Source organism: Deinococcus metalli, from assembly GCF_014201805.1.
Taxonomy (GTDB): Bacteria; Deinococcota; Deinococci; order Deinococcales; family Deinococcaceae; genus Deinococcus; species Deinococcus metalli.
On the sequence record NZ_JACHFK010000010.1, the window covers coordinates 75404 to 99930 of the forward strand.

Consider the following 24527-nt stretch of genomic DNA (forward strand, 5'->3'; position numbering starts at 1 on the left):
TCCGCCTGGGGCGCGACTGTCGCTGGGCTTCGCCCCAGAAGGACGCCAGCGTTGCCCGTGTTCATCCGCCTGCGCTGGCCTGATGGCGAGATCCTGAACGTGGAAGGCCTCCCGGAGTCAGCTTAGTTCCTGAGGGGCACCGCGCCGCAGGCCCGCGCCCTCACGCCGGACCTGCAGCCCCAGCGGGCGCGACAGGCCGAACAGCATGTCACGGGGCCGCTGTGTTTTCTGGTTGACCTCATGGGCACGCGCTTCCAGGCAGCAGATCCCGCCCTACGAATGGCGAGGGTCCCGTCCAGGCGCTGTGGATTTGCACTGGCCGGTGGACCTGCACTGACGGCCAGCAGGTACAACTTCACCCGCCCCGGCTGCGGCCACCACCCCGCAGTGTCCGGCGGTGAGGCCGTCGGCATGGTCGCGGTGGTCAGTACCATCAGCGGCCAGGACGGTCACACGCTATGCGCCGTCGAGGTCGGGAAGCACGGGAAGGTCACCAGTGAGCCCCGGTGCCCGCGCGGGAAGACGCGCCGCTGGCCTTTGTGGATGGCCGGCGACTCCTAACCGCGCTGTCAGGCGCCCGTCCCGCAGGGCGAGATGACGGCGCTGTGGAACTGAGAATGGTGCATTTCTCAAGGTTTTCGACTGTGATCTGGTCCAGCGCTCCGATCTACACTGCACGCATGCCCGACCGTCCAGACCATGACGACCTGGAGGCCGCCGAACGGTATTCGGCCCTATCCGCGCGCTCCCACGTCGGGGCGGCCGGCTTTGCCCAGACCCAGGCCCTGGAAGCGATCATCTCAGCGGGCCGTGACCAGATTGCGCTGACCCACGCCCTGCGGCAGGTCATTGTCACCACGCAGGCCCAGCTGCGGAGCATGGCCCCCCCGGCCGGTGACGCGAACGTCCAGGAGCAGACCGCGGCCCTGGAAGGTGTGGTGCGGTCTGGCCAGACGCAGATTGAGGCTGCCGACGAGCTGCGGCGTGTCATCCAGGCCGCCCTGAACGACGTGCGCGGGACGCCGGTGGAAGACATCAGCGTGACAGTGCTGACTGACCTGGGAGGCGAGGTGCACCGCCAGGCGCAGGCGTTGAACGACCTGCTGGAGGCCGCGATCAGTGAGGCCGCCAGTCCCGAGCAGGTCACCACGCTGGAACGGGTGGGTGCTGAGGCGTCGCTGCAGATGGACGCCGTGGAGCACCGCCGAGCCGAGCGGGAGCTTGCGCACCTGGATGACCTCAAAAACCAGGTCCTGAGCCGCATCCGCCAGTTGGAGGCCGGCGGGGAGACGCACGCGGAGCAGAAGGTCCAGCTGGAAGAGGAGACCGGCCGCGCGCAGGGCCGCGTCACCAAGCTGGAAGCGGCGCAGGTCGAGGATCTCGCCCAGATTGCCACTTTGGAGCGGACAGAACGGACGGCCATGGCGCGTGTGGCCGAACTGGAAGCGGCTCAGGTGCAGAACTTGGCCGAGATTGCTGGGCTCGAGGAGGGCGTGCGAACGTCTGCCGCGCGGGTGGCAGCGCTGGAAGCGGCGGCCGTGACCCACCGGGACCGCATCAAGGCGCTCAGGGACAAGTTGAACAAGCAGGACAGCTCTCAGGCCCCGTCCTGACCGGCGGCCAACCGGCCCGCTCCCATGTCTGGCGATTGGTACCGCGCGCACCCGAATTCGTCTCTACCGCTCTTCCGCGCCGTTGAACCCAGCACTCCGCCATAACTGGCAGGACTGGCGACGGTCCCCGGCAAGCATATGGAGTGCAGTCAACACAGGTGCGGGAGCCTCTCCCGATTGGCGCTCACGTGCCTGTCTACCCTCGCCCCCTCCTCAACGCCACGACCAGGGCCAGGATGCCCAGCACCAGCGGCGGTGCGAAGGCCTCGTGCCTGCGCCGGTGCGTGGCCACCGCCCCGCCCATCAGGGCACCGAGACCGAGGGCGGCCACAGGAGTGAGTCCCGGCACAATCCCCAGGGCCATCGGGAGAATCAGTCCAGCCGCGCCCGCGACCTCCGCCGCGCCGATGGCGCGGATGGCGGGCTCGCTGAAGTCGTGTGCCCAGCCCATCCGGGGGTGTTGGGCCAGCGCCGCTTTGGACGCGCGCAGTTTGCCAGCCCCCGCGCCGAGAAAAGCGAGCGCGAGCAGTCCCTGGAGCACCCAGAGCATGACGTTCATGCGTTCACCTCCTGACGGTCCAGCTCTGGAGCGAGCCAGCGCTGCGCGTACGTGTCCAGTGCCGCACCATCGGGGCTGGCCTGCGCGAGTCCCACATACCCGTCAGGCCGCACCACATACACTGCGTCCTCGGCCAGTCCGGCGCGCTGCGCGGCGGGCGACCAGGGAAAGACGTGCAGCGGCACGCCGCGGCGCCCGCACCACGTCACCACGTCAGGGGACGCCGCACCGTAGACGTGCACCTGCCACGTCAGACTTCTGAGGACGTCGAAGTTGCTGCCCTCCGTGAGCGGTACCCAGGGCAGCCGGGTTCCCCCGCGGACGCGCCCCGCCTGCCCCACGCTCAGCGGGCTGTCCGGGTAGTGCAGCCGGGTCTGGGACACGATGCGGAACGCCTGGCGACGCACGGGCCTGGGCCGGGTGAGCAGCGGCAGCAGGCGGGGTACGGCCTCCAGCCGCACGAACCGTGCCAGGGCACCCTCCGAGACCACGCCGGTGAACACGCGATCCGTGGTCCCCACCAGCGACAGTGCGAACGGACGGCGCTCGGCCTCGTAGGTCTCCAGCGCCCCGGGTGATCCCCGCAGGGCCTGGGCCAGCTTCCAGCTGAGGTTGATGGCGTCGCCCAGCCCGGTGTTCATGCCCTGGCCGCCCACTGGCGTGTGCACGTGCCCGGCATCTCCGAGGATGAAGGCGCGGCCCAGCTGGAAGCGGTCCGCCACCCGGTGGTGCACCTTGTACGTGGAGAACCAGTGCAGGTGGCCGACCTCGGCCAGGCCGGACGCTTCGATCTGCGGACGCACCACCTCGAACTCAGGATGCTCGCCCGCACCCGGCGGAACCTGACCGACGACGCGGTGGCGGCCACGCTCGCCCATCGGGAAGGTGGCGAGAAACGTCTGGTCGTCGAGCGCGAGGTTGACCTCACCGTCGATGACCCGGCCACCGAGCTGGACGTCGGCAACGTAGAAGCGCTCTTCGTACGTGCCTCCCGAGAGCGCGATCCCGAGGGCCTGCCGGACCGCACTGCGCGCGCCGTCGCACGCGGCAATATATGCCGCGCGCACGAACTCCTGGTGGTCGCCGCGACTCAGCACGGCGTGGACACCCGCGTCATCCTGCGTGACACCAGACACTGCGGTTTCCCAGTCCACGGTGACCCCGAGCGCTTCGAGGTGGTGCACGAGCAGCGCTTCATTCTGATCTTGCGTGAAGATGTACAGGTACGGGTACGGGGTGACGTCCCGGCCCACACCGTGCAGATCGATTCTGGTGTTCCATTGTCCCCGCACGAAGACATTGATGGCGTCAAAGGGCCGGCCGTGGTGCAGCACCTCAGGCGCCAGCCCGAGCTGGTCGTAGAACTCCAGTGAACGTGCCTGCAGGGCAATGGCACGCGTTTCACGCACTGGCCCGGGCTTGAGGTCGGCGATCCGCACGCGGACGCCCAGGCGGGTCAGCCAGAGGGCGAGCATCAGGCCGGTGGGTCCGGCCCCGGCGATCAGCACGTCGGGCGCGACGGGTCGGGACGGGCGGGGCCGATCTTGAGCGGTCATCGTCATCGTTTCCTCCAGGAACACGTGGTGGACAGCACAGTCAGCATGTGCCCTGCCGACGCCACCGCCGAGTGCTTACTTCTGGACGACCGTCGCGTCGCTGGGATAGGCCAGCAGCGTCCGTGCGGTCAGGGGGGCCCGTTTGAAGTCGCGGATGGTGAGCGTGCCGACCGTCGTGCCGCCCCCATCCTTCAGGGTCACCGAGAGTGGCCTGGGGTCACGCTCGAGGATCAGCACCGCTGCACTGGCGAAGGGAAGCCTGGCCTTGCCCGGTGTCCCGAGGAGGGTCCACGCCGTTCCCTCTGCCGTTTGAACCTTCGGACCGGTGGTCAGAGTGATCTGGTCAGCGAGCCCGGCGAGGTCCCCGAGGCCGGCAACGGTCTGCGTCAGGGTGTTGAGCTTGGCACTGGCCCGCAGCTCTTTGACCACCTGGTTCGACACGAAGACGTACGTCCACACGTCTGTGTCGGTCAGGATGGTGACGCTGCCCGCCAGAGGGGCCGGTTTCCTGAATTCCATCCGCATCACTGAGTTCGTACCCCCGATGACCTGCACCGTGACCTCGGCCTCCTGCGTCGCGGTGCCGGCCGTCAGCGTGCCGGTCACGGTCGCCTGCCACGGGGATCGGTCGAGGTTGGCCTGGGCGCGTCTGAGGAGGTCCGCCGCGCTCGGGGCCGCCCGTCCACTCTGGGCGAGGCCAGGAGTTCCCGGCAGGAGCAGGACTCCGAGCACAAGGACGCTGGACGGACGACGCAGGCGGTGACCGAAGACGGCAGCGAGGAACGCAGGCATATCACTCTCCTTGGACACGCGGACGGTGGCGCTGTCAGCTGGCAGTGGACGGCGTCAGGGCAGCCCCCTCACGTGCGGTATGGTGCCTGGATCCCGCCGCAATCAGGACCAGCCCGAGCGCCAGCCAGAACACCAGCACCCACATGGCCCCCTGTCCACCCGCGCCGCCGAAGAACGCCACGGAGCGCAGCAGGCGTCCGAACGCGCCCAGTGGCAGCAGCTGTCCCAGTGGGCCCCACCATCCCGGGAGCAGTTCCGGGGCGCTGGTGAGGGCTGAAAAGGGGTTTGAGAGCAGCAGCAGCAGCGCGCCCGCCACGCCCAGACCGCGCAGACCCAGCACGGTCTCCAGACCTGTGACCAGCGCCGCCACCGATCCCACGGCGAGAGCGATCACCACGCTGTTCAGCAGGTATGAGCCCGTCAGCGTATGGAAGCCGAACTGCATGACGCTCCCCATGGACAAGCCGGTGAGCAGCCCGACCAGCGACACTGCGGCCAAACGTGCACCAACTCGGTGCAGACGGGTAGAGATGAGCAGTCCGGTGACCATGCCGCTCAGCACCAGAGGCAGCACGGCGCCGATCAGTGTTGCCTGGCGAGGATCCTGGGCTGTGGCAGGGACCACGTCCTCCACCTGTGGAGCGCTGAACCCGGCGGCTGCCATGACGGTCCCCACCTGGGTGCCCAGGCCGCTGATGACGTTCGCCGCGGCAGGGCTGCCCGCCGAGGCGGTCAAGACCTTGAAGTCGGCGGGCCGTGCCGGATCAAGCAGGATGGCACCGTAGACCTCGCGCTGCTTGATGGCGAGCCGCGCCCGGGCCTCATTCTCATAGGTCGTGAGGGAAAATCCCCCCGGAACGCTGGTCTCCAGAAGGGCCGGCAGGCGAGAGGAGAGGGTGGCAGTGGTCACCAGGCCGACGGGCAGGTGGTGCGGGGCGGTGCGGTACGCTGGCCACGCGAACACCGTGAGCAGCGTGGTCACGATCAGGGGGATCAACAGACCAATGCCGAGGACGGTGACCAGCGCTCTGGGCGAGGGTGGGGGTGTCGGTCGCATGGTGCCTCCGCAAAAGGAATGTTCGTTCTTTTATGAGCGTACCCGGCTGACCGCGCCAAGTCAAGAGCGAACGTTCATTCTTTTTGACTATAGTGGCGGCAACGATGCCGAGGGTCTCTCAGGAACACCGCGACGAGCGCAAGGACGCCATTCTCACGTCAGCGGCCGGATGTTTCGCGCAAGACGGCTTCCACGCCACGAGCATGGCCGACATCATCCACGCCAGCGGACTCTCGGCCGGAAGCGTCTACCGCTACTTCAAGAACAAGGATGACCTCATCGCGGCCATCGTTGACCGCTACCTGGGCACCGTCATCGAGGCCGTCGTTGCCACCAGCAAGCGGGCGGACAGCCCGGCCGACGCGGTCGTGGAATCGCTGCGTCTCATTTCCTGGCGCCTCCACGCGACTCCTGACGAGCCATTGATCCGCCTGCTCCCGCAGATCTGGTCTGAAGCGCTTCGCAACGACGCCATCCGCTCCCGTGGTCAGGAACTCTACCGGGACCTGCTGGCCCACTTTGCCGCGCTGGTTCGGCGCGCTCAGGTGGCTGGCACGCTGTCACCAGATCTGTCCCCCGACGCCACGGCTCAGACCATGCTGGCCCTGATTCAGGGCCACCTGCTCCAGGCCATGTTGCTGGATGATATCGATCTCGACGCCTACGGATCGGCGGTACGGCGGCTCCTCGCTGGATGAGCCTGGCCCAGCATTTACCATGCGCGCGGCGATGGCACGGTGTTGGGATGGTGACGGCGGGAGAACCAGCACGGTGGCGGACTGAACCTGACCGGAGGCCACTGCGTCACCGCTTGCCAATGAACGACGCCCGGCACGAGGTTTGGCACGACCCCTGCTCTTCGGTCAGCGACCGAAAAGCGTAGGAACTGGTTCAAGGCACTGTCTACGTTCGACGCGTGGGGTGGCCCGGCCGTGTACCTGCTCGTCTCAGATGACTTCTGAGCCCCGGTAGACCTCGTTCTTTCACAGGATTCCCAATCCAAGGTGGTCCCTTGGGATGAGAGCCAGGTACGCCAGGACGTGCCCGGCTTCGTGGTGGGTGGTCATAACGTCTTTGAGTTCCTGTAGGCCGTGCTGGAAGGTTTCGAGGCGGGCAGACTCTGGCAGCGCAGGGTTCAGGAGGTCGCGCGTGAGGGCGTTCAGGTGCTGTCCGGGCGTGAGGTTGCGAGGTCGCTGTTGGTCGCGAGCACGTCATGCAGGGCAGCGCCGATCGCGGCGGCTTGTGCGCGCAGGGGGCGAGCGGACTCTGGCTGCTTCAGTGGTGTCGGTGTACCAGAGGACTTTTGAGCAAGGCCGCTTACCAGAAAGTCCAAGAGGTAAGATAAGGAAAACGGCGTTAGTCTTGTTTGCGTGAGTTCTGGAGGTCAGCAGCAAAGTGTGGTTTCGTTTGTTTCGTTTGGGTCGTTCATTTCGTAGACTGACCATCAGAGGTACCAGACCATGACCACCCCTTTTCTCCCAACGCCCGCCGACACCCAGGCCGCCCACACCCAACTCAAGCAGCTCCAGGCCCAGGCCGGACAGGTTCCCCCCCGACTCGCAGCACTGCTGGGCGATCTGCTCGGTCAGGTCGCGGCTGGCAAGGCCATCCACGTGGTCACGCTCGACGCGGAGATCGGAACGCAGCAGGCGGCCGACCTGCTGCACGTCAGTCGCCCGTACCTCGTGAAGCTCATCGACGACGGAGCCCTCCCGCACCGCAAAGTCGGCCCCCGTCGCCGGCTGGCCCTCGACGACGTTCTGGCCTACAAGGCGCGCCTGGATGGCCAGCGCCAGGCCGCCCTGCAGGCCCTGGCCGATGACCTGCAGGAGATGGATCTCGGTTGAGGCCGCTGGTCGCCCTGCTCGACGCTTCCGTCCTCTACCCGTCCCTGACCCGCAACCTCCTGATGCACCTCGGCACCGCCGGCATCATCGCTGCGCGCTGGAGCGACGCCATCCACGACGAGTGGATGACCAACCTGCTCGCCGACCGGCCGGATCTCACCCCAGAACGGCTGCAGCGGACGCTCGGCCTCATGCGCCAGGCCCTGCCTGATGCCACGGTTCAGGCCGACGAGGCCGTCACCACACGGCTCGTGTTGCCGGACCCGGGAGACCGTCACGTGTTGGCCGCATCGCTGGGCGCGGGAGCAGACGTGCTCGTGACGTGGAACCTGAGGCATTTTCCGGCGGCCGTACTCGAGCCCCACGGGCTGGAGGCGGTCACGCCAGATGAACTCGTGAGCCGCCACCTGGACGCCGCTGCTGTAGAGACACGCGCTGCAGTTGAGGCGCTGCGCCAGTCGTTGCGCCGGCCCCCCTACTCATGGACGGCCCTCGTCGATCGGCTCGAAGCGGTTGGTCTCACCGCCACGGCGCACAGGCTCCGGATGTGAGGCATTGGCGGCCCAGCATGCGTTCCATGTGGGCGTGAACTCGGAGACGCAGTTCGGTCGATATGCCATCCCTGTCAGAATCACCACCACAACTGCTGGTGCCCAAACACGTCCACCCTGATTCAACCAACGATTGCCCATGCTGACACGCTCACTGGAGTGTATTTGCGAGCAGTACACCCACGGGGTGGACGGTGACGGCCAGAGATCATCAGCTTTGGGGGAGAGGCAGGAGCTGCCTGATCAACGTCCATAAGTCGTCGGAGACAAGAGACATCCGCGAAGGCTGCACCCGGCAAATGAGGTTTTGTGCCGCACACTACGCTCTACACCCAAAAAGCCGGCTTTAGGGTGTAGGGTCGCGAACACTGTCGAGCCTACGCAGTATCGGGTCAGCACGGCGCTGTCCTCGAACACCACCAAGGTGGGCACTGTAGGAGGCCGGTGCTCCTTTGGCCTGATACTGATCGCGTTCCAACAACTGCGGTTTATCGTGGCGGCGGCGTCAGGTGAGCTGGGGACAGGGGGTTCACGGTGGTGACGCGGGCGGCGGGGAATAGCCGCGCTCTAGCGGCGGCGAGTCCAAGACTGACCTCTGACTGCGGTACACCGCGCCTTGGACGCTCAACTCTCCATCAACGACCGGACTCAGTGATGGTCAACGCCACAGCAAGGGATGGCGTCAGCAGCGGCGTCTGGACAGCGCCATCATCGTAACCGGGCCGCCGACGTCGGATCTGGTGGACGTGCAGCGCCGAATGCCCGCGTTGCTGCGCAAGGGCCTAAACGTGTGGCCAGATGCGCAGGCGCGGCCTTATGCAGGTCACCTCGGCCTGAGACCAGACCGCATTCGACGCTGCAGTCCCGAGGCGGCGCAACTCAAAGCGGCGGGCTGCATTCTCTGTCCAGATGGCCCTGACGTAACTCGCGGGTAGACGAGACCTTCTTCGCGAGCAAATGGCGTAGAGACAGTCAGGGCGGGTTCACCGACAATGCTGGCCCATAAGCAAGATTGGCGTGATAAGTCAGCTGGCGGGCTGAGATGAGAGATGTGTGTGCCGTGAGGCTGAACTCATGCAAAGTGGACCGTGGCCGCCATTTGACTGAAGCGAGATTTCAGCTTCCCAAGCATGCATGGCCGCGCTGCATTACAGACTGCATTCAGGCCTCATTGGGGGCCTCTCCACTCTCCGTCGCGTTCGGAGCTGGACACATTCGCCTGAAGGTCAGATGTCGTCGTACTTGCCTACCCTGGCATCGACTAAGCAACTGGGTCTTTTCGACCGTCGGCTGTCAGAGTGTTCCACCAACGGAGCGTCAACCTCTCAGCTTCCTGCTGCTCGCTGCGCTGTGAAGGAGTTCCATGCGACGATACTGGCTGGCCCTCGCCCTCTTGACCGCTCAGGCCGGAGGACAGGACCTGAGCCACGCCCCGCTGGTGCAGGGTGCTCCCCTGGAACTCGTGCACGCCTTCAGGGGTCACATGCCGGTGGGCGTGGCGGTCAACAGTCACGGGCGTATTTTTGTGTCGTTCCCGCGCTGGGAAGACCCCGTGCCCTATTCGATCGCCGAACTGCGCGGTGGCCGTGAGGTGCCGTACCCGGACGCGGAGATCAACACCACACCGATCCCTTACCAGGACAGCCACTTTATCGGCGTGCAGGGGCTCACGGTGGACGCCCGCGACCGGCTGTGGGTGCTCGACACCGGCACGTTTGACCTCGGCCCTATCCTGGACCAGTTCGCCCCCAAACTGGTCGGGATCGATACCGCGACCAACCGGATCATCCGCACCATCCGGTTCCCATCCACGGTGGTGCTGAGAAACACCTACCTGAACGACCTGCGTATTGACCTGCGCCATGGCCGGGACGGCGTGGCCTACATCACCGATTCCGGCGCGAAGTCAGGGGCTGGGATCATTGTGGTCGATCTGGCCAGTGGCCGCAGCTGGCGCAAGCTGACCGGCGACGCGACCGTCCTGCCGGTGCCTGGGTTCGTCTCATTTCCCGACGGTCAGGCGCTGCTGGAGCGGCCGCCCGGCGGTCTGGCCAGTCCGGTGTCCTTCGCCTCCGATTCCATCGCCATCAGTCCGAACGGGGAGTACCTGTACTACGCGCCCGTCGCGTCACGCCGCCTGTACGCAGTGCCCACCGCCGCACTGCGCGACGAGGCCCTCGGTGACGCCGCCGTGAAGGCGCAGGTGCGCGACCTGGGTGAAAAAGGAGTCTCGGACGGTCTGGCCGAGGACACCGCCGGCAACATCTACACCACCAACCATGAGTTGAACGCCATCTTCAAACGCCGCCCAGACGGTGAATTTGAGACCGTTGCGCGCGATCCCCGGTTGATCTGGCCGGACACGCTCTCGCTGCAGGGCGGCTACCTGTATGTGATGAACAACCAGCTCAACCGCCAGGCCAAGTACCACTACGGCGTCGACCAGCGGACTCCACCCTACGCCCTGTTCCGCCTGAAAATCTCCGCCCAGCCGGTGCTGCTGCGCTGACACCTCGCCTCTCACCCCACAGGAGTTCAGATGCTGCCGTTCCGCTCTGCACGTCGCGCTGCCCTCACCGTCACGCTGGGTCTCGCCGCTACGACTGCCTCCGCCCAGGGAACTCAGGATGGGTTCGTGAACTCTGGCGGGGCGCGGATCCATTACCGCGTTCAGGGTCAGGGGCCCGCCATGCTGCTGATCCACGGGTTTCCCCTGAGTGGCGAGTACTTCAAGAACAATGCCAGCGTCCTGAGCAGGACGTTCCGGGTGATCACCCTGGACCTGCGCGGCTTCGGGCAGAGCGCGGCGCCCGAAGCGCAGGCTTCGGTACAGATGTACGCGCAGGATGCCTTGGCAGTGCTGGACCGGCTGGACGTCCAGAAAGCCATCTTCGGCGGGATGAGCATGGGGGGGCCGGTCGTGTTCGAACTGTACCGCCGTGCCCCCGAGCGCTTCATGGGAATGGTGCTGATCGCCACGACCGCCAACCCCGCTTCCATCACCGAACAGCACCTATGGACCGGGATTGGCGCGCAGGCCCAGGCCAACGGCGTGCCCAGCATCGTGCCCGAGCTGATCAAGGACATGCTGACGGGCAAGACCCGGACCCAGCGGCCGCAACTGAAGGCCTTCCTTGAGGGTCTGATGAAGCAGTCCAGCCTGAACGGCGTGCTGGGCGGCTCGTCCACCCTGGCCACGCGGCCCGACAGCCTTCCCACGCTGAAAACCATCCGTGTCCCCACGCTGATCGTGGTCGGTGCCGAGGACACGGTGTATCCGCCGGCGTTCTCGCAGAAGATGGACCAGAACATCCCGAACGCTCAGCTGGTGGTAGTGCCGGGCGCGGCGCACGCCGTGAATATCGAGAACGCTGCTGCCTTCAATGCGGCTGTCCTGCAGTGGGCGCGGCGCAATGCCCTGCACTGAATTGTAACGATGCCGACCATCTCCAGAGGGCTTTCACCCCACTGACAGTTCTGGCAACTCAACTTTTGATAGGCCGGAGTTGCGCAGTAGGCGGCTTGAGTGTCTAGCCGCCTGCTGCGCAACTCCGGCCTCGCCGAGGTCACGTTGCCAGAACCCCTGAAGGTGACACCGTGCCACAGCCACTGGGGTGAATCATGAGGCAGCCGCGCACCGTGGTTTCTCGACATCGGTGGATCCATGCCCGACGCCTGCCTGCTTGACACGGCCGACCGGTCAAGTGATCTGGCTAGCACCCCGACGCTCCGGTCACACCAATCTGTGCTCCAGGACGTACCGGGTGACGGCGGCGCGGCCCCGCACCCCGAGCTTGCTGTAGATCGCGCTGACGTGGTCATTGACCGTGTAGACGCCAGAGCCGAGACGGCTCGCGATCTGCTTGTTGCTCAGTCCATCGGCCAGAAGCGCCAGCACTTCCCGTTCCCTGGGCGTGAGCGGCGTGCTGAGCTCCTGCCGCCGGATCTCTGGTAACTGTTCGGGCGCCGGGGCCACGCTCTGACTCCAAAGGATCTGGCGGGCCAAGTCGTACGCGTCGGCCTCAGGCAGGCGACGCCCCTCCTCCAGATGACGCTGTAGGTCATCGGCGCCCAATTGGCGAGCGAGTTCATGCAGTCCCGGCGCGAAGAGCTGCTCTTCCCACGGCGCAACGAGACTGCGTTTGCGCCGCAGCGTCTGCATGGCTCCCCACAGCATGGCGCCCCGCCCCGCATCATGCCGGTACGCCGCGAGGTACGCCAGCCCCTGCCACGCCGCGGCGCGCATAGCCTGAATGCCAGCCTGTTCCGCATATTCCAGCGCCTCACCCAGGAGCGCTGCCGTGGGCTCTATCACGCCCTGGCGCAACGCCAGGCCAGCGGAGGCGATTCCTATCCAGCCGAGCAGGCTGCTCTCTTGCAGCGTGTTGGCGTGCAAGCGCGCATCAATGAGATTCTGGTTCGCTTCGTCCAGGCGGCCATCAAGCACATTGATCCACCCGAGCATGATCAGGTCGAGCGTCAGGAGCCACCGATCGGCGTGCGCGTCCGCCAGCGTCTGGCTGGCGGTCACCGACTCACGGGCCAGGGCCAGATCCGTGGCGAACACGCTCTGCGAGTACACGTTCCGGGCATGTGCCTCCCCGCTCGGGTCGCAGGCGGCGCCAAAGTCGGCTGCAGCGGCCAGTGCCGTCTGCCTGGCCTCCGCGTACTGTCCCTGTCGGTACGCCATGCCGGCGACCGCACACCGCACCCAGCCCCGCGCCTTCCGGCTCAGGTCAGCGCTGTCCAGAGCAGCGAGCAGCAACGGCTGCGCGTCGTATTCGGCCCGCTGCGACCACATCCAGCCCAGATGCCGTGAAAAGTCTCCAAGCCGCTCAGGGCTGTTGGCCAGGGCCTCCCGCATGGCGGCCAGGATGTTCGCGCGCGAGCCGCTGAGCCGCTGGTACCAGCGGGCCTGATTGTCCCCCTGCAGGGCAGGGCCGATCAGGTCCAGGCGGGCGAGTGCGTACGTCATGTGCCGCTGGCGCATGGACGCAAGTTCACCGGAGGCCGCCAGCCGCTCACGGGCATACTCGCCGAGGGTCTCCAGCATGCCGTAGCGGGCCTCGTCTCCTTCGTACCGCTGCACGAGGCTCTTTTCATGCAGGGAGGCGAGGCCCTCGAGGACGTCGGTGTCCCCATCCACGTTGCACACGGCCTCGGCCGCCTCGAGGGACCAGCCCCCCACGAACACGCCCAGGCGCGCGAACAGGCGCTGCTCGGGCAGGGCCAGCAGATCAAAGCTCCAATCAATGGCGGCCCGCAGCGTCTGCTGGCGGCTTGGCAGGTCGCGCGCTCCACCCTGCAGCAGGGCCAGGCGGTTGTCGAGCCGGGCAAGCAGCGTGGTGGGCGGCAGCAGCCGGATGCGCGCTGCGGCCAGTTCGATGGCAAGGGGAAGGCCGTCGAGGCGCCGGACGATCTCGGAGAGCACCTCCAGCCGCTCCGGCGTGGGTGAGAAGTTCGGCTGCACCGCGCGTACGCGCTCCAGGAACAGGTGCAGCGCCTCGCCGCCGCCGCCAGGGCCGGGCAGCGAGAGGGGCGGCACCGCGTACTCGTGCTCGCCGTACAGGCCCAGCCGCTCCCGGCTGGTCACCAGGACGCTCAGGTCGGGCGCCGCGCGCATTAGGGCGGCCACGGCCGGCGCCGCCGACAGCACCTGCTCGAAATTGTCCAGAACGATGAGGCGCTGCGATTCGGCCAGGAAGTCGCACAACACCTCCAGCGACGGCCGCTGCGATTCGTGCAGGTGCAGCGACGCGCCCAGGGCACCCAACACCCCCGCCTGCTCGGTGACGTCAGCGAGCGGGACAAAGACCACGCCGTCTGGGTATGCGCTGGCCAGCTGCCGGGCGACCTCCAGCGCCAGCCGGGTCTTGCCGACGCCGCCTGGACCAGTCAGGGTCAGCAGCGAGACGTCCGGATTCTCCAGCACACCCCTGATCTGCGTAACCTCCACGCCTCGCCCGACGAGTGGGGTGGCCTGAGTGGGCAGCGCATGGTGGGGGAGCACAGAACCGGACGGCGATGACATGGACACCTGACTTTCAGTGGAATACCAGACGTTCATAGGGATGCGGGGCGGCGCCACCGCCGCCGGCGCGGTGTGGAGGGTGGAACCCAGCATAGCGCTGCCGGCCTCCCCCCAGAAGTGAGGGGTCCACAGCTCCCCCGTCACCGCGGCTCCCCCCAGACCCTCAGGATGTGCCGGCACCCGGCTCTGCTTTAGGGTGCAGGCAGGTCAAAACGCACTGCACAGGGTTCCACCGCCAGACCGCTGGCGTTCCCCGCGTCTGCTCTGTCTCCATCTCAGTTCCCCACTGGCCCCAGCGCCATCGGGCGGACGGCCCCCATCTCTGGAAGGTCTGTCATGTCGTATGCGAGCTTCACACCCCAGCCTCCCTGCGCGCTGATCCTCGGTGCCGGCTTCACGGCCGGCGCGCACCTGGAGGCCCTGCGGCGCCTGGGGATTCCGGTGGCTGGCGTGGTCGGCAGCGACCCCGCGCGCACCGGGGCAGTCGCGCACCGGTATGGCGTGCGCGCCTATCCGGACACCTGGACGGCCCTGCACGACCCGACCGTGACGGTCGTCCACGACTGTGCGCCCAGCGACGTGCATGTGGAGCTGAACCTCGCGGCACTCAAGGCCGGCAAGCACGTGTTCTCCGAGAAGCCGTTGGGCGTGACCGCGCACGAATCGCGCCGGCAACTGGACTACGCCCGGGTGAGCGGCCTGCGGCACGGCGTGCACTTCACCTACCGGGGCTACCCGATGGTGCGCGAACTGCGGCACCGGGTGCGCTCGGGCGACCTGGGCGAGGTGCGGTACCTGCGCGGGCACTACCTTCAGGACTGGCTGCTCTCGCCGGAGGACTACAACTGGCGGCTGGAGTCCAGCGCCGAGGAGACCCGCGCGCTGGGCGACATCGGCTCGCACCTGCTCGACCTGGCGCGCTTCGTCACGGGTCTGGAGGCCACCGGCGTCCTGGCGCGCCTGAGCCGGATGCACCCCACCCGATACCGGCCTGCCGGGCCCGGCACGCCGCAGGTGCCCTTCGACGTGGAGGCGGAGGATCAGGCGACCCTGATCCTCGAGTACGGCCCGGACGTGACTGCGACCTTCGAAGTGGCGCAGGTGTATGCCGGGCACCGCAACGACCTGAGTCTGGAGGTCATCGGTACGCGTGGCAGCGCCCGCTGGCAGCAGGAGACTCCGGAGCAGGTGTGGCTGGCTCAAGCGGGCCACCCCGACGGGGTGCTGCACAAGTCCAGCCTGCTGTGCGCGGACGCGCTGGAGCACATGCACTACCCCGCCGGTCATCCCGAGGGCTATGCCGACGCCCTGACCAACGGTATCCGCGCGTACTACGCCGCGCTCTCCGGTGAGGACAGCAGCTACCCGACCTTCGAGGACGGACACGCCGCCGCGCTGACGGTCGCAGCCGCGGCGCGTAGCCACACCGAACGCCGCTGGGTGGCGATCCGTGACCTCGAGCCCAGGTCTCCCACACCTCCCAGTCGCCCCACTCCACAAGGAGCCCCGTCATGACCCCACCCGTCCCACAGGCCGCGCTGATCGGCATCGGTTTCATCGGGCAGGCCCACCTGGAGGCGCTGCGTCGCCTCGGCATTCCCATCGCCGGCGTGCTCGGACACGAGGAGAATTACACCCGGCGCGAGGCGGCCCGGCTGAACCTGCGCCCGTACGTCTCGCTGGACGAGCTGCTGGCCGATCCGGCGGTGGACGTCGTGCACCAGTGCGGCCCGAACGACGTGCACGCCACACAGAACCTGTGGGCCCTCGCGGCGGGGAAGCACGTGTTCAGCGAGAAACCCCTGGGCGTGAGCAGCGGCGAGACCGCCCGGCAGCTCCAGGCGGCCCGCGCCTCCGGGCGACAGACAGCCGTCAATTTCACTTACCGGGGCTACGCGGCGGTGCAGACCCTGCGCGACCTCGTCCGGGGCGGGGAGCTGGGCGAGATCGTCTCCCTGCGTGGGCACTACCTGCAGGACTGGCTGCTGTATGCCACGGACTTCAACTGGCGGGTCGGTGCGCCCGCCCACGAGACCCGCGCCGTGTCGGACATCGGCTCACATCTGAGCGATCTGGCGCGGTACGTCACCGGGCTGGAACCGCGGCGCGTGCAGGCGCGCTTCTCGACCCTGCACGCCGAGCGCCGCCGGCCGCTGGGCACGCTCCAGACCTTCGCGAGTGGCGGCACCGAGACCGAGGCCTTCACCGTGACCACCGAAGATCAGGCGAGCCTGTGGGTGGACTACGGCGGCGTCCACGCGAGCTTCGAGCTCTCGCAGGTCGCGCCCGGTCACAAGAACGATCTGGCGCTGGAGATCCTGGGCACACGTGGGAGCGCCCGCTGGCGCCAGGAGCGGCCCGAGGAGATCGACCTCTCCTCCCGTGACGACCGCCGCACAGTGCAGCTCAAAGACACGGGCCATCCCTTCACCCACTACCCGTCCGGGCATCCGGAGGGCTATCCAGATGCCATCACCAACGTGCTGCGCGCCTTTTATGCTGGCCTGTCCGGCACGCCAGACCCGCGCATCGCCCGCTTCGAGGACGGCCACGCCGCCGCCCTGTTCGTCGAGGCGGCCTACGCGAGCCACCTCACTGGCCAGGCGGCCGAAATCGGGGCTGCCCTGGATGTTTCCGTATGACCCCCGGTCTGCAGAGGGAGCCCCCGTGACCGCCCGCTGAGCCGCCCCCACCCCGAGCCCGTTTACCCGTCAAGCCAGGACAGCTCTCCGCGGCGCTGGCAGGAGGTTCACACTATGAGATTCGGCTACCAGACCAACACTTGGGGAGGCGTCGTCGGGCACCCGGCGGGCGTCACGAGCATCAAGGACCTGTTCTATCTCACGCCCGGATCGGATCAGGAGGCGCTGCGCGACATCGCGGCCGCCGGGTACCAGGGCGTGGAACTGTTCGACGGCAATCTGATGGCCTACCAGGGCCGCGAGGACGACTTCCGGAGCTTCCTGACGGCAGGGAACCTCAGCCTGATCGCGGTGTACTCGGGGGCGAACTTCATTTACGACGACGTGCTGGAGGACGAGTTCTGGCGCATCGAGCAGGCCGCACGCATCGGCCAGACCTTCGGGGCCGAGTTCCTGGTGCTCGGCGGCGGGGCCAAACGGCACGGCGGTCCACGTGAGGACGACTACACGAAGCTCGCCCACGGCCTCGACCGCGCCGCCGAGCTCGCCCGGACCTTTGGACTGACCGCGCTGTACCACCCACACCTGGGCACGCTCGTGGAGGGCCCCGAGGCGCTGGAGAAGGTCATGTCGCAGTGCACCATCGGCCTGTGCCCGGACACCGCCCACCTCGCGGCCGGCGGAAATGACCTGCCGATCCTGATCCGGACGTACGCGGACCGCATTCCCTACATCCACCTCAAGGGCCTGAGCCGCGATCCCTTCGGGTTTGTGCCCCTTGACGAGGATCCCGAGATGGCCGCCATCTGGCAGGCACTGCAGGACATCCACTTCGACGGCTGGGTCACCGTCGAGCTCGACAGCCACGCCGATCCGAAGGGTGCCGCGGCGCGCAGCCTCGCGTGGCTCCAGGCCCGCACGGCCGTTTCCACGGACTGACGCCCCATCTTCCCGCCCATTCATCCCACCCCAGGAGTTCACCATGAAGCACACAGCCAAGCTCGCCCTCGTCGCCGCCGCACTCGTCACCGCCGCCCTCGCTCAGGGGGTGGATCCACAGGCCGCCCTCAAGGAGCTCGCCACGAAGGTCTACTCGAAAGGCCCCTCCGGCGAATCTCCCTCACCCGCGTCCAGCGTGACCCTGACCCCGGCGGAGATCGCCAAGGTGAAGGCCATGAACGCCACGGCCGCGATCGTGCTGCACTACGGCGGCAACGACTGGAGCAACGCGCAGGTGGACGGCCTCAAGGCCCAGTTCGCCAAACTCGGCATCAAGGTCATCGCCGTGACGGACGCGAACTTCAAGCCGGAAAAACAGGTGTCCGACATCGAGACGGTGCTGGCGCGCAAGCCGAGCATCATCGTGTCCATCCCGACCGATCCCGTGGCCACAGCCGCGTCGTACAAGAAAGCGGCAAAGGCCGGCGTGAAACTGGTGTTTATGGATAACGTCCCCAGCGGACTCAAAGCCGGAACGGACTACGTGAGTGTTGTTTCCGCCGACAATTACGGCAACGGCGTGGCCTCGGCACACCTGTTGGCGCAGCAACTGGGCAGCAAGGGGAACATCGGCGTGATCTTCCACGCGGCGGACTTCTTCGTGACCAAACAGCGCTACGACGCCTTCAAGGCGACCATCGCAAAGTACCCCAACATCAAGATCGTGGCCGAGCAGGGCATCGGCGGGCCGGACTTCGCCGGTGACGCGGAGAAGGTCGCGTCGGCCATGCTGACCCGCAACCCCAACCTGAACGCCATCTGGGCCGTGTGGGACGTACCGGCCGAGGGCGTGATGAGCGCCGCGCGCACCGCCGGGCGCAAGGACCTGGTCATCGCGACGATGGACCTCGGGAAGAACGTCGCGCTGGAGATGGCCAAGCAGGGCGGCATGGTGCGCGGCCTGGGCGCCCAGCGCCCCTACGACGCCGGTGTGACCGAGGCGAACCTCGCCGCGTACGGCCTGCTGGGCAAGAAGGCCCCCGCGTACGTCGCCCTGAACGCGCTGCCCGTCACGCGCGCCACGCTGGCCACCGCGTGGAAGCAGGTCTACAACAAGACGCTGCCCAGCGACATCCAGTCCGTCCTGAAGTAAGTCCTCCCGGGGCCGCGCTCCCTGCGCACGGCCCCACTCTGATCCCGCCCACCCTGATTCTGGAGGTACCACCATGACCGCATCCAGCATTCCTCAGCTCAACGTCGGCCTGATCGGCGGGGGATTCATGGGCAAGGCCCACTCGCTCGCGTACGCCGCCATGCCCATGTTCTTCTGGCCCGCGCCCGCCATCCCGGTGCGTCACACGATCGCGGAGGTCACCGACGACCTGGCCGCCGGGGCCGCCGCCCGCTTCGGCTTCCAGCACTCGACCGGCGACTGGCGCCGCGTGATCGACGATCCGAACATTCACGTGGTGGACATCGCCACGCCGAACAACTCGCACGCCGAGATTGCCATCGCGGCCGCGCAGGCCGGCAAGCACATCCTGTGTGAAAAGCCGCTGGCCCCCACGGTGGCTGAGGCGAAGGCCATGTACGAGGCGGTCAAGGCGGCGGGCGTGGTCAACATGGTCGCCTTCAACTACCGCCGCACGCCCGCTGTGGCGCTGGCGCGCAAGTACATCGAAGAGGGCCGCATCGGCAAGGTGCTAAGCTTCCGGGGCACATACCTTCAGGACTGGTCGGCCGACCCGAGCGGCCCGCTGTCGTGGCGCTTCCAGAAGAAGATCGCCGGTTCCGGCGCGCTGGGAGACATCGGCACGCACGTGGTCGATCTGGCCCGCTACCTGGTGGGCGAGATCAGCGCCGTGAACGCCATGATGCACACCTACATTCAGGAGCGGCCTCTGCAGTCCGGAGGCGCGGACAAGCTCGGTGCGAGCGACAAGAACGCCGGCGGACCGAAAGGTGCCGTGGACGTGGACGACGAGGTCATGACCCTGCTGCGCTTCGAGAACGGCGCGGTCGGCTCGCTCGAGGCCACCCGCAACGCCTGGGGCCGCAACAACTACATCACCTTCGAGATCCACGGCACCGAGGGCACCCTGCACTTCAACTATGAGCGCCGCGACGAGTTGCAGGTCTTCTTCAACAGCGATCCCGGCGACGCCCGCGGCCTGCGCACGGTGTACACCGGGCCGGCGCATCCCTACGGCGAGGGCCTGTGGCCGATCCCAGCGCTGGGCATCGGCTACGGCGAGACCAAAATCATCGAGGCATACGACCTGTTCACCGCCATCACCACCGGACGCCCGGTGCGCCCGGACTTCGAGGACGGCTACAAGACCGAACTCATCGCCGACGCCATCGTGCGCTCTGCCCAGGAGCGGCGTGAGATCGACGTCGAGTCCATCGGCGTCCCGAGAGAGACGGCGGGCGTCTGAGCTGAAGCAGGTGGGCTGGTCATGTGACCGGCCCACAGGAGGACATCCATGACGGCCCAGACCACCGACCATCTCTCCACCCCGCCCCCCGGCCCCCTGGCCGTGGAACTGCGCGGCATCAACAAGGCTTTCAACGGCGTCCGCGTGCTGGAGGGCGTGGAGTTCAGTCTGCGCGCCGGGGAGGTGCACGCCCTGATGGGCGGCAACGGTGCCGGGAAATCCACCCTGATGAAGATCCTCCAGGGGGTGTACCAGCCCGATGCCGGCGAGGTGATCGTCGGCGGGCAAGCCGTGCACCTGGGCTCGCCCAGCCAGGCCGAGGCGCACGGCGTCGCCATGATCTTTCAGGAGTTCAGCCTGATTCCGACCCTCACGGCCGCGCAGAACATCTTCCTGAACCGCGAGCCACGCGGCGCACTGGGGTCCATCGACGACCGCGAGGCCGTCCGCCGCGCCCGCGAGATCTTCAAGGACATGGGCGTGCAGATCGACCCGACCCGGACGGTCAGCGACCTGTCGACGGGCGAGTGGCAGCTGACGGAGATCGCCAAGGCGCTGAGCAAGGACGCGCGGGTGCTGATCATGGACGAGCCCACGGCGGCCCTGTCAGCCACCGAGGTCGCCACGCTGTTCCGCCTGGTCGACGGCCTGAAGGCGCGTGGGATTGCCATCGTCTACATCACACACCGCATGGACGAGGTCTTCGAGGTGGGTGACCGCGTCACCGTCATGCGCGACGGTAAGGCCGTGCTGAGCGGCGAGACCCGCAACCTCAGGATCGAGGACGTGATCGAGCACATCGTGGGCCGCCGCATGGAGGGCGCCCTGGAGTACGTGGGTCGCAACGTGAACCGCGCGGGCGCGCCGCTTCTGGATGTCCAGAACCTGAGTGCCGAGGGGCTCAGCGGCGTGACCCTGCAGGTGCATCCGGGCGAGGTCGTAGGCCTCGCCGGCCTGATGGGCAGTGGGCGTACCGAGCTGGCCGAGGCGCTGTTCGGCGTGAGGCGCGTGACGGGCGGCCAGATCACGCTGGACGGCCAGCCTGTTGTGAACCGGAGCCCGGAGGCCGCCATCCGCCACGGCTTTGCGCTGGTCCCTGAAGACCGGCGTGTGCAGGGCCTGGTGCTCGACCACACGGTGTACGAGAACCTGCTGCTCCCACAGCTCGGGCGATTCCAGGGGGGCGGCGTGATGCGCGACGGCCCTGGCCGCGACTACGCCCGCGAACTGATCGAGCAGTTGCGGATCAAGACCGATGGCCCCGACAAGCAGGCACGCCTGCTGTCGGGGGGAAACCAGCAGAAGATCGTGCTGGCCAAGTGGCTTGGTAACGATCCGCGGATCCTGATCCTCGATGAGCCCACGGCTGGGGTCGACATCGGCTCCAAAGCCGAGATCATCGGGCTCATCCGTTCACTGGCCGACGCCGGCAAGGGCGTGCTCTTGATCTCCTCGGAATTCCAGGAACTGCTGGCCGTATCCGACCGCGTGCTGCTGATGCAGGGCGGGCGCATCACCGGCGAACTGCTGCGTGAACACATCGCGCAGGAAGAAGACCTTCACCACGCCCTGCAAGGAGGCGCTGTCCATGACCACTCTGCCTAACGCGGCCGCAGCCCGGCGCTCCCCTCTCGCCAACTGGCGCTCCTACGTGGTGTATGTGGGTTTCGCACTGGTGTTCCTCTTCTTCTCGATCTTCCTGCATGACGCTGGCTTCCTGTCCAGCAACAACCTGCTGAACATCGTTCGCCAAACGGCGACCATCTCGGTGATGGCCGTCGCGATGACCTTCGTGATCGCCTCCGGGGAAATCGACTTGTCGATCGGCAGCGTGGCCGGACTGTCGTCCGTGCTCGCGGCGCTGGCGATTCCGCACGTCGGGCCGGTCGGGGGGGCCGTGGCTGGTCTGGCGGGCGGCGCGCTGATCGGCCTGATCAACGGTTCGCTGGTGACCGGGCTGGGCATCCCCTCGTTCCTGGTGACCCTGGGCATGCTGGGCATCGCCAACGGCGTGGCGCAGTGGATCACCGCGACAGCGCCCGTGCCGATCCTGAACGACGCTTTCAACAACTTCTTCGGCTCCGGCGACCTGGGCCCCATCCCCTCGCTGTTCCTGTGGACCCTCGTCGCGCTGGGCATCGGGCACTTCCTCCTGCGCCGCACCTCGTTTGGCCGCAGCGTGCTGGCAGTCGGCGGGAACGCCACCGCCGCACGCTACAGCGGCATCAACGTTGCACGCACCAAACTGATGGTGCTGGTCGCCTCCGGCACGGTGGCTGGCCTGGCCGGCATGCTCTACGCCGGACGCCTGAATTCCGGACGCTTCCAGTGGGGCCAGGGCGACGAGCTGTCGGTTATCGCCGCCGTGATCCTGGGCGGCACGCCCCTCTTCGGCGGCGCTGGCACCGTCTTCGGCGCCGTGCTGGGGGCCCTGATGATCGGGCTGATCAACAATGGCCTGATCCTGATGGGCCTGGAGTACAGCCAGCAGCTGATCATCCGCGGCGTGATCATCATTCTCGCCGTGGCCCTGGCCCGGCGCACATAAACCTCTCGCGCTGCTGTTCAGGAGACCCCATGAGTCCAATCAACCTGCTGGCTACCCTGACGCCGGCGCCCGGCCAGGCTGCTGCTCTGCGTGCCGGCCTGCTGGCGATCACCTCCCCTTCACGTCAGGAACATGGCTGCGAGCGCTACGAGGTGCTCGAAAGCGGTGAGGACGATACCCTGCGTTTTCACGTCATTGAACGCTTCACTGACGCCGCCGCTCTTCAGGCCCATGGCGACAGCGATCATTTCCGCGCCTTCAGCGCCCACTTCAGCGAGTGGCTCGCCGGCCCACCCGAGGTCATTCGGGCGCGGGAGCTCTCAGCGTAGGGGACGTCAGACACCGGCGAGGGGTTGAGGCACGGTGTTGGCCAGAGGCGAACGGAGAAGGGTCAGCAGGGCAACCACCTGGCGGCCTCGGTATCCCGGTGCGGTTGGTCGAGGACGACCAGTACAACACCGTGCTCGTCTCACGCTCCGTTTCCCCTATCCGCTGATCGCGTCCTCAGAGGAGCTGGCGTCTGCCGCCCCCTTGTACCTGCCGGCTCACGAGATGAGGCGACGGGCAAGGGCGGGGGGAAGACGGAATTGCCCCGGTGTCCATTGCCCGGGAAACCCAGCGCTCGCCCGCGCCGAGGTGGGTCCGCGGACGCCTCATCTGCCCTGGCGCTGGGCGCGGCGCCAGACGTCCAATCCGACCGGAAGGAGGCCCGCCGCCGTGAGCAGCCCCATCACACCGAGGGCGGGCAGACCGCCTGCGAAAGCCGCGACGACCAACGCCAGAGCCCCCGCGAGAAGGTTCCAACCCACCTGCGGGACATGCCAGCGACTGCCTGAGGTCGCGTATGCCCAGTTGATGACCGCAAGCGCCACGAAGCACAGCGCGGTGGCCCCCGCCAGCAGCCAGCGCGACGGGTCGGACAGGGCCGGTTGCGCGGCCTCGCGGATGGCGTGCATGACGCCCATCGCCCCGGCCCCGATGCCCACCGTGAAGGGCAGGTGGGCGTACAGCCAGACGTTGTATGGTCCGGTGCGGCCCTCCCTGACCGCCTGAACCGGCGCCCCGTCCGACGTCTCGAAGTACACCCACCACACTGCGAAGGCCAGCAGCAGCGCCAGGGCCGCAATCCCCGCCGCCGGACCCTGGGTCTGCTGGCGCAGGCCCTCCACCACACCCACGGTGCTCTCGCCCAGGACGATCAACGTGAAGTTCCCGAAGCGCTCCTGGAGGTGCCCGGTGTTGGGCGGGAACCGGACGTTCCAGCCCGCCAGGACCAGCGGGGTGCCGACATCCACCAAGAAGGCGGCGCCCCACAGCCAGAAGCAGCCAGGTGCGGGCACCACCGCCGAGACCAGCCACAGCAGCGCCGCGAGGCCATAGCCCAGCGCGAAGCGTGAGGAGGCTCCCCGCGCCTGAGGGGCTGCCCGCGCCGCGTGGGCGTAACTGAGGGCCAGGACCAGCCGGAACGCCCCGTAGGCGAGTGCGAACCCGGCCGCCCCCGCCCCCAGGGCGTCCTGTGCCCGCAGGGCGAGCGTCAGCGCCAACCCCATCTTGACAAGCGTGACCAGGCGGTCACTCAGGTCATCGGTGCCGAAGCGGTCCACGTAGTAGACGTAGCCGACCCAGGCCCACCAGACCGGGACCGACAGAACCAGGAAGCCCACGACGGCACTTCCCGTGACGCCGCCTTCCAGCCGCCGCGCCACCTGGTCCACCGCCACCACGAAAACGAGGTCGAAAAACAGCTCCATCCACGTCGTCTTGCGCTCCCCCTGCTCGCCGGTCCGCAGGCGCGGGGGATCAAAGAGCGGCCGGTCGGGACGCCGCCAGGTGCCTGGGGCCGTTTCGTCTCCCAGTTCGTTGGTGCTGCCTGGAATCCTGTCCACGTCTCACCTCGGCCAGGAACTCGTCAAGATGTGAGCGCGGAAGGAAGGCAAGACCGTGCTCGTCGCCC

20 protein-coding genes are annotated in these 24527 nt (G+C 67.4%); 14 read left to right on the forward strand and 6 right to left on the reverse strand.

All coding sequences use genetic code 11. The features are described 5' to 3' along the window. Positions 1-644 precede the first annotated feature (644 nt). Complete coding sequence (locus HNQ07_RS17420) at positions 645-1613, forward strand: hypothetical protein (protein WP_184114112.1); 969 nt, start codon at positions 645-647, stop codon at positions 1611-1613. Between the two features lie 196 nt (positions 1614-1809). Here the strand turns inward: HNQ07_RS17420 and HNQ07_RS17425 are convergent, their stop codons facing one another. The 4 genes from HNQ07_RS17425 to HNQ07_RS17440 form a co-directional block, all read right to left on the reverse strand. Next, positions 1810-2172, reverse strand: a complete 363-nt coding sequence (locus HNQ07_RS17425; RefSeq protein ID WP_184114115.1) for a DoxX family protein — start codon at positions 2170-2172, stop codon at positions 1810-1812. Continuing rightward, entirely contained in the window at positions 2169-3734 is a 1566-nt protein-coding gene (locus tag HNQ07_RS17430) for an FAD-dependent monooxygenase (RefSeq protein WP_221275177.1), read from the reverse strand. Before HNQ07_RS17430 ends, HNQ07_RS17425 begins: the two co-directional genes overlap by 4 nt. 69 nt (positions 3735-3803) lie before the next feature. Continuing rightward, a complete protein-coding gene (locus HNQ07_RS17435) occupies positions 3804-4520 on the reverse strand; it encodes a LolA-like protein (protein ID WP_184114117.1) in 717 nt (238 codons plus the stop codon). A gap of 34 nt (positions 4521-4554) precedes the next feature. Further along, a complete protein-coding gene (locus HNQ07_RS17440; protein WP_184114119.1) occupies positions 4555-5577 on the reverse strand; it encodes a hypothetical protein in 1023 nt (340 codons plus the stop codon). A 104-nt stretch (positions 5578-5681) separates the two neighbouring features. On the opposite strand from HNQ07_RS17440, the gene HNQ07_RS17445 reads away from it, so the two are divergent. The 5 genes from HNQ07_RS17445 to HNQ07_RS17465 all read left to right on the forward strand — a co-directional run bounded on the left by HNQ07_RS17445 (position 5682) and on the right by HNQ07_RS17465 (position 11402). Beyond that, the gene (locus HNQ07_RS17445) at positions 5682-6275 is read left to right on the forward strand and encodes a TetR/AcrR family transcriptional regulator (RefSeq protein ID WP_184114121.1); all 594 of its coding nucleotides are present in this window, start codon (positions 5682-5684) and stop codon (positions 6273-6275) included. A 762-nt stretch (positions 6276-7037) separates the two neighbouring features. Continuing rightward, entirely contained in the window at positions 7038-7424 is a 387-nt protein-coding gene (locus HNQ07_RS17450; protein WP_184114123.1) for a helix-turn-helix domain-containing protein, read from the forward strand. Next, positions 7421-7975: a VapC50 family PIN domain-containing toxin gene (locus HNQ07_RS17455; protein WP_184114125.1), complete on the forward strand. Its 555-nt coding sequence runs from the start codon at positions 7421-7423 to the stop codon at positions 7973-7975. Before HNQ07_RS17450 ends, HNQ07_RS17455 begins: the two co-directional genes overlap by 4 nt. A gap of 1363 nt (positions 7976-9338) precedes the next feature. Continuing rightward, positions 9339-10484 carry an L-dopachrome tautomerase-related protein gene (locus HNQ07_RS17460; protein ID WP_184114127.1) on the forward strand — a complete coding sequence of 382 codons (1146 nt, stop codon included), beginning with the start codon at positions 9339-9341 and terminating at the stop codon, positions 10482-10484. A gap of 180 nt (positions 10485-10664) precedes the next feature. Continuing rightward, a complete protein-coding gene (locus tag HNQ07_RS17465) occupies positions 10665-11402 on the forward strand; it encodes an alpha/beta fold hydrolase (RefSeq protein ID WP_184114129.1) in 738 nt (245 codons plus the stop codon). 306 nt (positions 11403-11708) lie between these two features. Here HNQ07_RS17465 and HNQ07_RS17470 read toward each other — a convergent pair whose 3' ends face one another. Next, positions 11709-14099 carry a LuxR C-terminal-related transcriptional regulator gene (locus HNQ07_RS17470; RefSeq protein ID WP_229832106.1) on the reverse strand — a complete coding sequence of 797 codons (2391 nt, stop codon included), beginning with the start codon at positions 14097-14099 and terminating at the stop codon, positions 11709-11711. A 243-nt stretch (positions 14100-14342) separates the two neighbouring features. Here HNQ07_RS17470 and HNQ07_RS17475 point away from each other — a divergent pair, with 243 nt between their 5' ends. The 8 genes from HNQ07_RS17475 (at position 14343) to HNQ07_RS17510 (ending at position 22902) form a co-directional block, all read left to right on the forward strand. Then, positions 14343-15521, forward strand: coding sequence for a Gfo/Idh/MocA family protein (locus tag HNQ07_RS17475; RefSeq protein ID WP_184114131.1), 1179 nt, complete (start codon positions 14343-14345; stop codon positions 15519-15521). After that, positions 15518-16648 carry a Gfo/Idh/MocA family protein gene (locus HNQ07_RS17480; protein WP_184114133.1) on the forward strand — a complete coding sequence of 377 codons (1131 nt, stop codon included), beginning with the start codon at positions 15518-15520 and terminating at the stop codon, positions 16646-16648. Before HNQ07_RS17475 ends, HNQ07_RS17480 begins: the two co-directional genes overlap by 4 nt. Positions 16649-16762: 114 nt before the next feature. Continuing rightward, entirely contained in the window at positions 16763-17587 is an 825-nt protein-coding gene (locus HNQ07_RS17485; protein ID WP_184114135.1) for a sugar phosphate isomerase/epimerase family protein, read from the forward strand. 43 nt (positions 17588-17630) lie between these two features. Next, positions 17631-18740, forward strand: a complete 1110-nt coding sequence (locus HNQ07_RS17490; protein WP_184114137.1) for a substrate-binding domain-containing protein — start codon at positions 17631-17633, stop codon at positions 18738-18740. 73 nt (positions 18741-18813) lie between these two features. Then, complete coding sequence (locus HNQ07_RS17495; protein WP_221275178.1) at positions 18814-20025, forward strand: levoglucosan dehydrogenase; 1212 nt, start codon at positions 18814-18816, stop codon at positions 20023-20025. A gap of 48 nt (positions 20026-20073) precedes the next feature. Next, a complete protein-coding gene (locus HNQ07_RS17500) occupies positions 20074-21630 on the forward strand; it encodes a sugar ABC transporter ATP-binding protein (protein ID WP_184114139.1) in 1557 nt (518 codons plus the stop codon). Then, on the forward strand, positions 21614-22573 hold the full coding sequence (locus HNQ07_RS17505; protein WP_184114141.1) for an ABC transporter permease: 960 nt from the start codon (positions 21614-21616) through the stop codon (positions 22571-22573). Before HNQ07_RS17500 ends, HNQ07_RS17505 begins: the two co-directional genes overlap by 17 nt. 29 nt (positions 22574-22602) lie before the next feature. Next, a complete protein-coding gene (locus HNQ07_RS17510) occupies positions 22603-22902 on the forward strand; it encodes a putative quinol monooxygenase (RefSeq protein ID WP_184114143.1) in 300 nt (99 codons plus the stop codon). A 324-nt stretch (positions 22903-23226) separates the two neighbouring features. Here HNQ07_RS17510 and HNQ07_RS17515 read toward each other — a convergent pair whose 3' ends face one another. Then, positions 23227-24459 carry a low temperature requirement protein A gene (locus HNQ07_RS17515; RefSeq protein ID WP_184114145.1) on the reverse strand — a complete coding sequence of 411 codons (1233 nt, stop codon included), beginning with the start codon at positions 24457-24459 and terminating at the stop codon, positions 23227-23229. Positions 24460-24527: the final 68 nt, after the last annotated feature.